Genomic DNA, 6,413 nt, shown 5'->3' with positions numbered 1-6,413 from the left:
ACAACTTCGGCCTGCTCCTGCGATGGCTCGCACAACTCCTGTGTGCCATCATCCGGGCCATCGCCGAAACTGTCCCGGCTCAAAAGATCGCTTAAATCAGCGCTCGTCCGCGTTCTTCACGGCGGACGCTTTATGAATGCGAAGTTCGTGAAAGTGGCTGCCGCGAAATCGCACGAACTTCGCATTCAGCACACTAGCGGGCCTTCCGCGCCGCCAGCGCGTCCGCGACCGCGGTGCGGATATCGGCCACCGAGAACGGTTTCGTCACCACGTCATGCACGATCGCCTCGAGGCCGGAGGCGCGTTCGCGCTGATGGGCGAAGCCGGTCATCAGCAGGATCTTCAGCGCAGGGAAGTCGCGCGCCGCAGTCAGCGCCAGCGCGATGCCGTCCATCACGGGCATCTGGATGTCGGTGAGCAGAAGGTCGAACGCGCCTTCGTCGCGCGTCAGCACCTCCAGCGCCTCGGCGCCGTCCTGCGCGGTCACGGTTTCGTGGCCGTCCATGGCGATGGCGCGCGCCACCAGCGAGCGCATCGAGTCTTCGTCGTCGGCGATCAGAACACGCGTCATGGTGATTGGTCGGTTCCCGATAGAGTTGGCCGGCGGCTCACGCGCGGCCGCCGGTGAGATCACGCTTGTTGAAGAAGCGTACGTCGATATTGCGGCCTTCGGGCGGCGGCGAGGCGAGGCGCGACTTGAAGAAGGCCCGCTCGCCGGGATTGAGCACCGGCTGCTCCAGCACGGCGTTCCAGGCATAGATTTCGGCGCCCTGGGCGTCGCGGACCGAGAAGCGCAGCCGCGGCAATTCGACCGGCTTCCTGGTCTGGCCGACGATCATGCCCTCGATCACCAGCACCGGCTTGCCGTCCACGGTCTCGTTGGTGATCTTGAGATCCTTGAAGGCGAGCCCGCGCAAATTCACGTCGAGCCCGGCCATCTTGTAGAACAGCGCGGTCTGCGGCAGCAGCCGCACCACGTCGTTGCGCCAGACGAACAGCGCGATGATCAGCGCGGCCATGGCGCCGCAGGTGGTCGGCAGGGCACCGATCACCGGCATGAACGGAATTCGGGGCAGGGCGGGCAGGCGGAACAGGCGGTGAAACCGGGGCAGGCGGAAGCGGCCCCTGGTTCCCGCGTCCCCGGCGGCATGGGCCGCGGCGTCCGCCTCGGCCAGCGCCGGCCATTCCGTGGCGGCGTCGCTGCCCTCGGCGGGCAAATCGGCCGAAATCGAGGGGCTCTCGACCATCGGGGTCGCGTCAGCCTCCTCCCGGCCCATGGCCTCCCATTCGGCGGCGAGGTCGGATCCGGCGGACTGATAGGCCAGAGTGGGCGCGGTCGCCCCGATGGCGTCCTCCGGCCGGGCCAGCCAGACCTCCCGGCAGCGGGAACAACGGACGGTGCGTCCGGTCTCGCCAAGGGTGGCCGGATTGATTGCGTAGGATGTTGTACAATGCGGGCAAACAATATGCATGGAGGCCGAATCTCCACCGTGTGGATGCCCGGATGCTACTTAGCGACCGTTAACGAATCGGAAACCATAACCGAAGCACAAGCTTTCTGTGCGGTTCGCGGGCGCTCGGCCGGGGTTCGGGCCGTCTTCGCCGTCGGTGTGGGGTATTGGGCCATCGGCCCTCTCGAACGGAGCTAGCGCATTGGTTCGGTTCGAAAATGTCGGTCTGCGCTACGGGCTCGGCCCGGAGATTTTGCGCGACCTCTCGTTCATGATCCCGGCGCACTCGTTCCAGTTCCTCACCGGGCCGTCGGGCGCGGGCAAGACCTCGCTGCTGCGGCTGTTGTTCCTGTCGTTGCGGCCGACCCGCGGGCTGGTCAATCTGTTCGGCAAGGACGTCTCGCTGCTGAGCAAGGATCAGATCGCCGACCTGCGCAAGCGGATCGGCATCGTGCTGCAGGATTTTCGCCTGCTCGATCACATGACCACCTATGAGAACGTCGCGCTGCCGTTCCGCGTGATGGGCCGCGAGGAATCGAGCTATCGCCGCGAGGTGATCGATCTCTTGAAATGGGTCGGCCTCGGCGAGCGCATGGACGCGCTGCCGCCGATCCTGTCGGGCGGCGAGAAGCAGCGCGCCGCGATCGCGCGCGCGGTGATCTCGCGGCCGCAACTGCTGTTGGCGGACGAGCCGACCGGCAGCGTCGATCCGACGCTCGGGCGCCGCCTGCTGCGGCTGTTCATCGAGCTCAACAAATCCGGCACCGCGGTCATCATCGCGACCCACGACATCACGCTGATGGATCAATACGAGGCGAGGCGGCTGGTGCTGCATCAGGGACGGCTGCACATCTATGAATAGGAGCGGCGACGAGAAAGTGTCGTTGGTCGATCTCGGGCGCGAACGCCCGCAGGTCCCGGCCACCGCGCGCAACATGTCGCCGATCGTGCCGCGCGCCTCGATCTCGGGCCGTGCGCTGGTCGCGGTCGTCGCGATCATGACCTTCCTCGCCTCGCTGACGACAGGCACCGTGCTGCTGGTCAGCGCGTCGGCCGCCGAATGGCAGTCGGAAGTGTCGAGCGAGATCACTATCCAGGTGCGCCCCTCGCCGGGCCGCGACCTCGATCGCGACGCGCAGGCCGCGGTGGACGCGATGCGGGCGCAGCCCGGCATTCTCGAGGTCCGTCCGTTCAGCAGGGAGGAATCCGCCAAGCTGCTGGAGCCGTGGCTCGGCAGCGGGCTCTCGATCGACGAACTGCCGGTGCCGCGCGTCATCGTGGCGCGGGTGCAGCCCGGCACCACGCTCGATCTCGCCGGCTTACGCGCGCGGGTGACGCAGGCGGCGCCGACCGCAAGCGTCGACGATCACCGCGCCTGGATCGAGCGCATGCGCTCGATGACCGGCGCCACGACGTTCGCCGGCGTCGGCATCCTCATCCTCGTGATCATCGCAACCATCATCTCGGTGTCGTTCGCGACCCGCGGCGCGATGGCCGCCAACCGCCCGATCGTCGAGGTGCTGCATTTCGTCGGCGCCGGCGACAGCTTCATCGCCAACCGCTTCCTGCGGCATTTCCTTCGGCTCGGCCTCGAAGGCGGGCTGATCGGTGGCGGTGCGGCGATGTTGGCGTTCGGCTTCTCCGAGTCGATCGCCAACTGGTTCTCCGGCACGCCGGTGGGCGACCAGTTCGCGGCCCTGCTCGGCACGTTCTCGCTGCGTCCGTCGGGCTATCTGGTGCTGGCGATGCAGGCGGTGCTGATCGCGGCGATCACCGCGTGGGCATCGCGGCGCACCCTGTTTGCCACGCTCGACGACATCGACTGACGGCGCCGCGAAAACTCGAAATCATGGCGCCGCCTCGTGATCGCATCGCATTTCGTCGCCCAAGTGTGATTTCGCGCGCATGCACGCGGCCCTGGTCCCGGGGAAAACCGGTTTTCACTTTTCCGGATCATGCTTTAAAATCCCCCGGGGGGAAGGATAACCGCATCACATGAGTTTGCAGTCCGACGATACGTCGCCGAATGGCTTTGCCGCGCGCCCGCGCGGCTGGCTGCGCGCCGTCATCGTCGCGCCGCTGGCGCTTGCCTTCGTCGCCGCGGCGGTCGGCTTTGTCGGCTTCCTCTCGCAATTGCGCGGCGTCGAGACCGACCCGCCGCAAAATGCCGACGGCATCGTGGTGCTGACCGGCGGCTCGTCGCGGGTGTCCGACGCCATGGAACTGTTGGCTGCCGGCTACGGCAAGCGTTTGCTGATCTCGGGCGTACATCCGACCAACGACGCCAGCGACATTTCCCGCTCGGTGCCGGACAGCAAGGGGCTGATGAGCTGCTGCGTCGATCTCGACCGCTCGGCGCTCAACACCCGCAGCAACGCGGCGGAGACGCGGCGCTGGGCGCGCGAGCGCGGCTTCAAGTCGCTGATCGTGGTGACCTCGAACTACCACATGCCGCGGGCGATCGTGGAACTGTCACATGCGATGCCCGACGTCACGCTGATCCCGTTCGCGGTGGTCGGCGACAAATGGCGCGACGAGCCCTGGTGGACGAGTGGCGCGACGTTCCGTCTCTTGCTATCGGAATACGCCAAATATGTCGCCGCGGAGATGCGGGTACGGCTGGCCGATCTCGGCCTCGACCTGACCTCTGATCTCGCCGAGCCGGCTGCCGCGCCACGCCGCCCGGCGACGGCGCAGGCGAATTAGGACCAAGGGTGAAATGATTTTCCTGCGCTCGCTGATCTTCAACGTGCTGTTCTATCTCGTGCTGGTGGTGCTCTGCATCATCGCGCTGCCGGCGCTGCTGTTGCCGCGGGGGGCGTTGATGGCGCTCGAAGCCGCGTGGGCCAACATCAGCCTGTTTCTGATGCGCGTGATCTGCAACATCAGGATCGAGTTTCGCGGCATCGAGAAGATTCCGAGCGGGCCGCTGGTGGTCGCCTCGAAGCACCAGTCGTTCTGGGAGACGTTCGCGCTTGTGCGCTTCTTCGAGCATCCGTTGTTCATCCTGAAGCGCGAGCTGATGATGATCCCGGTGTTCGGCTGGTACCTCAAGAAAGTCGGCATGATCTCGGTCGAGCGCGGCGGCGGTCCGCGCTCGCTGATCAAGACGCTGAAGCGCGCCGCGGTCGAGGTGAAGCTCGGCCGGCAGCTTGTGATCTTCCCCGAGGGCACCCGCACCGCGCCCGGTGCCGCGCCGAACTACAAGGCCGGCGTCGCGCAGATCTATGCCGAGAGCGGCGTGCCGTGCTTGCCGATCGCGCTCAATTCCGGGCTGTTCTGGCCGCGCCGCACCTTCATGCGCTATCCGGGCACGCTGGTGGTCGAATTCCTCGATCCGCTGCCTCCGGGATTGCCGCGCGACGAGTTCATGGCTCGCCTGCGCGACCAGATCGAAACCGCCACCACCCGCATCGTCGAGGCCGGCCGCGCCGAGCAGGCGAAATTGTTCGGCGATGTGCCGTACGCGGCGAAAGGGTAGGGCGCAGCCCGCGGTTTCGTCGGTCCCTTCGGAAATCGTCATGCCCGGGCTTGTCCCGGGCATCCACGTTTTTGGTTCGGCCTGAAGCAAGACGGTGGATGGCCGGGCACAGGCAAGCCGAAGCGATGCCGTCCTTCGGGCGGCTGCCCGGCTCATGACGATGCGGAGAGTTACCGTATCGCGAAAGGCGTCGCCATCACTGACCGGCCGCCGCGTCGGTGTTGAAGGTCTCGCCTTGCGGCACCCAACTCTTGCCGTCGAATGTCGCGATCTGCATCTGCGTGAACGGCGCATAGCGGTCCGGCCGCGTCGAGATAGCGATGCCGGGCAGCAGCAGCGGCGCGACCACCTTGTTGAGGTTGGTTGCCTGCTTCAGCAAATTCTCGCGCGTCAGATCATCGCCGCACATCTCGATGACCTTCACCGTCATATAGGCCGAGATGTAGCCGGTGACATTGCTGCCGTCGGCGATGTCGCCTTGCGGATACCACTTCGCCAGGAATTCCTTGAACTCCTTCACGTCGGCGGCGTTCTCCCAGGTGGGATCGGTCGGCGTCTTGAACGCCAGCGCGGTCAATAATCCCTTCGAAGCTTCGATGCCGGCCGGCTCCATGACGCCCTTGATCGATGAGGAGACGCTGACCACGTAGTTCAGCGGTTTCCATCCGAGCTCGTAGACCTTGCGTATCGCCTGCGCGCCGAACTTGGGCGTCGCCATCGTGAACAGCGTGTCGGCGCCGGAGGCTTTCAGGGAGACGATCTGCGAATCGACCGTGGGATCGGAAACCTCGTAGGTCACTTCCTTCACGATCATCGTCTTCGCCTTGTCGCCGAGGCCATCCTTCAGCCCCTTGACGTAATCCTTTCCGGCATCATCGTTCTGCGAGAACACGCCGAGCTTCGCGTCGGGCTTGTTCTTCAACAGATATTTGGCGAAGATCATGCCCTCCATCTGGTAGGGCGGATAAAGCTGGGTGGTCCACGGGAAGTTCTTCGGGTCGTCCCATTTTGCCGCGCCCGTCGAAATGAAGATCTGCGGGACCTTCTTCTGGTTCAGATATTTCTGGATCGCTGAATTGGTCGGCGTGCCGATGGTGCCGATGATCGCCAGCACCTCGTCCTGTTCGACGAGGCGCCGCGTCTGCTCCACGGTCTTCGGCGGCGAATAGGCGTCGTCCAATGAAATCAGCTTGATCTTTCGGCCGTTCACGCCGCCCTTCGCGTTAATCATCGCGTAGTAGGCTTCTTCCATGCGCCCCTGGGTGCCGTAGGCGGACGCCGGGCCGCTATAGGGCATGGTCTGGCCGATCTTCACCTCGGTATCAGTGACACCGGGGCCGTATTTCTTGTCGGCGAGGGCAGGTTGGGCGGCGGCGAGCATGAGCGCGCAGAACACTGCGCGCGAGTAACGAAACGTCATGGCGAATCTCCCCAAGTATCGGCCACGCTCTTCGGCGTGTGCCGTAGACGCTCATGATCGC

Annotated in this window: 7 protein-coding genes; 4 read left to right on the top strand and 3 right to left on the bottom strand. The window is 65.3% G+C overall.

Annotated features, from left to right (window positions below):
• Window positions 1-193: 193 nt before the first annotated feature.
• Together I6F38_RS12360 and I6F38_RS12355 are read right to left on the bottom strand one after the other, a co-directional pair.
• Window positions 194-571, bottom strand: coding sequence for a response regulator (locus I6F38_RS12360; RefSeq protein WP_225160505.1), 378 nt, complete (start codon window positions 569-571; stop codon window positions 194-196).
• A gap of 37 nt (window positions 572-608) precedes the next feature.
• Window positions 609-1,472 carry an MJ0042-type zinc finger domain-containing protein gene (locus tag I6F38_RS12355; RefSeq protein ID WP_225160504.1) on the bottom strand — a complete coding sequence of 288 codons (864 nt, stop codon included), beginning with the start codon at window positions 1,470-1,472 and terminating at the stop codon, window positions 609-611.
• 181 nt (window positions 1,473-1,653) lie between these two features.
• On the opposite strand from I6F38_RS12355, the gene ftsE reads away from it, so the two are divergent.
• From ftsE to I6F38_RS12335, 4 genes are all read left to right on the top strand, one after another.
• On the top strand, window positions 1,654-2,313 hold the full coding sequence (gene ftsE, locus I6F38_RS12350; RefSeq protein WP_076865300.1) for a cell division ATP-binding protein FtsE: 660 nt from the start codon (window positions 1,654-1,656) through the stop codon (window positions 2,311-2,313).
• A complete protein-coding gene (locus tag I6F38_RS12345; protein WP_057017877.1) occupies window positions 2,306-3,277 on the top strand; it encodes an ABC transporter permease in 972 nt (323 codons plus the stop codon). The genes ftsE and I6F38_RS12345 overlap by 8 nt, the downstream gene beginning before the upstream one ends.
• A 169-nt stretch (window positions 3,278-3,446) precedes the next feature.
• Window positions 3,447-4,157 carry a YdcF family protein gene (locus I6F38_RS12340; RefSeq protein WP_092080555.1) on the top strand — a complete coding sequence of 237 codons (711 nt, stop codon included), beginning with the start codon at window positions 3,447-3,449 and terminating at the stop codon, window positions 4,155-4,157.
• A gap of 13 nt (window positions 4,158-4,170) precedes the next feature.
• Window positions 4,171-4,932 carry a lysophospholipid acyltransferase family protein gene (locus tag I6F38_RS12335; protein WP_225160503.1) on the top strand — a complete coding sequence of 254 codons (762 nt, stop codon included), beginning with the start codon at window positions 4,171-4,173 and terminating at the stop codon, window positions 4,930-4,932.
• A gap of 196 nt (window positions 4,933-5,128) precedes the next feature.
• Here I6F38_RS12335 and I6F38_RS12330 read toward each other — a convergent pair whose 3' ends face one another.
• Window positions 5,129-6,352: an ABC transporter substrate-binding protein gene (locus I6F38_RS12330; protein ID WP_225160502.1), complete on the bottom strand. Its 1,224-nt coding sequence runs from the start codon at window positions 6,350-6,352 to the stop codon at window positions 5,129-5,131.
• Window positions 6,353-6,413: the final 61 nt, after the last annotated feature.

This window comes from Bradyrhizobium sp. BRP56, from assembly GCF_020194035.1.
GTDB lineage: Bacteria > Pseudomonadota > Alphaproteobacteria > Rhizobiales > Xanthobacteraceae > Bradyrhizobium > Bradyrhizobium australafricanum.
This window is presented reverse-complemented; position numbering and strand designations above follow the sequence as displayed.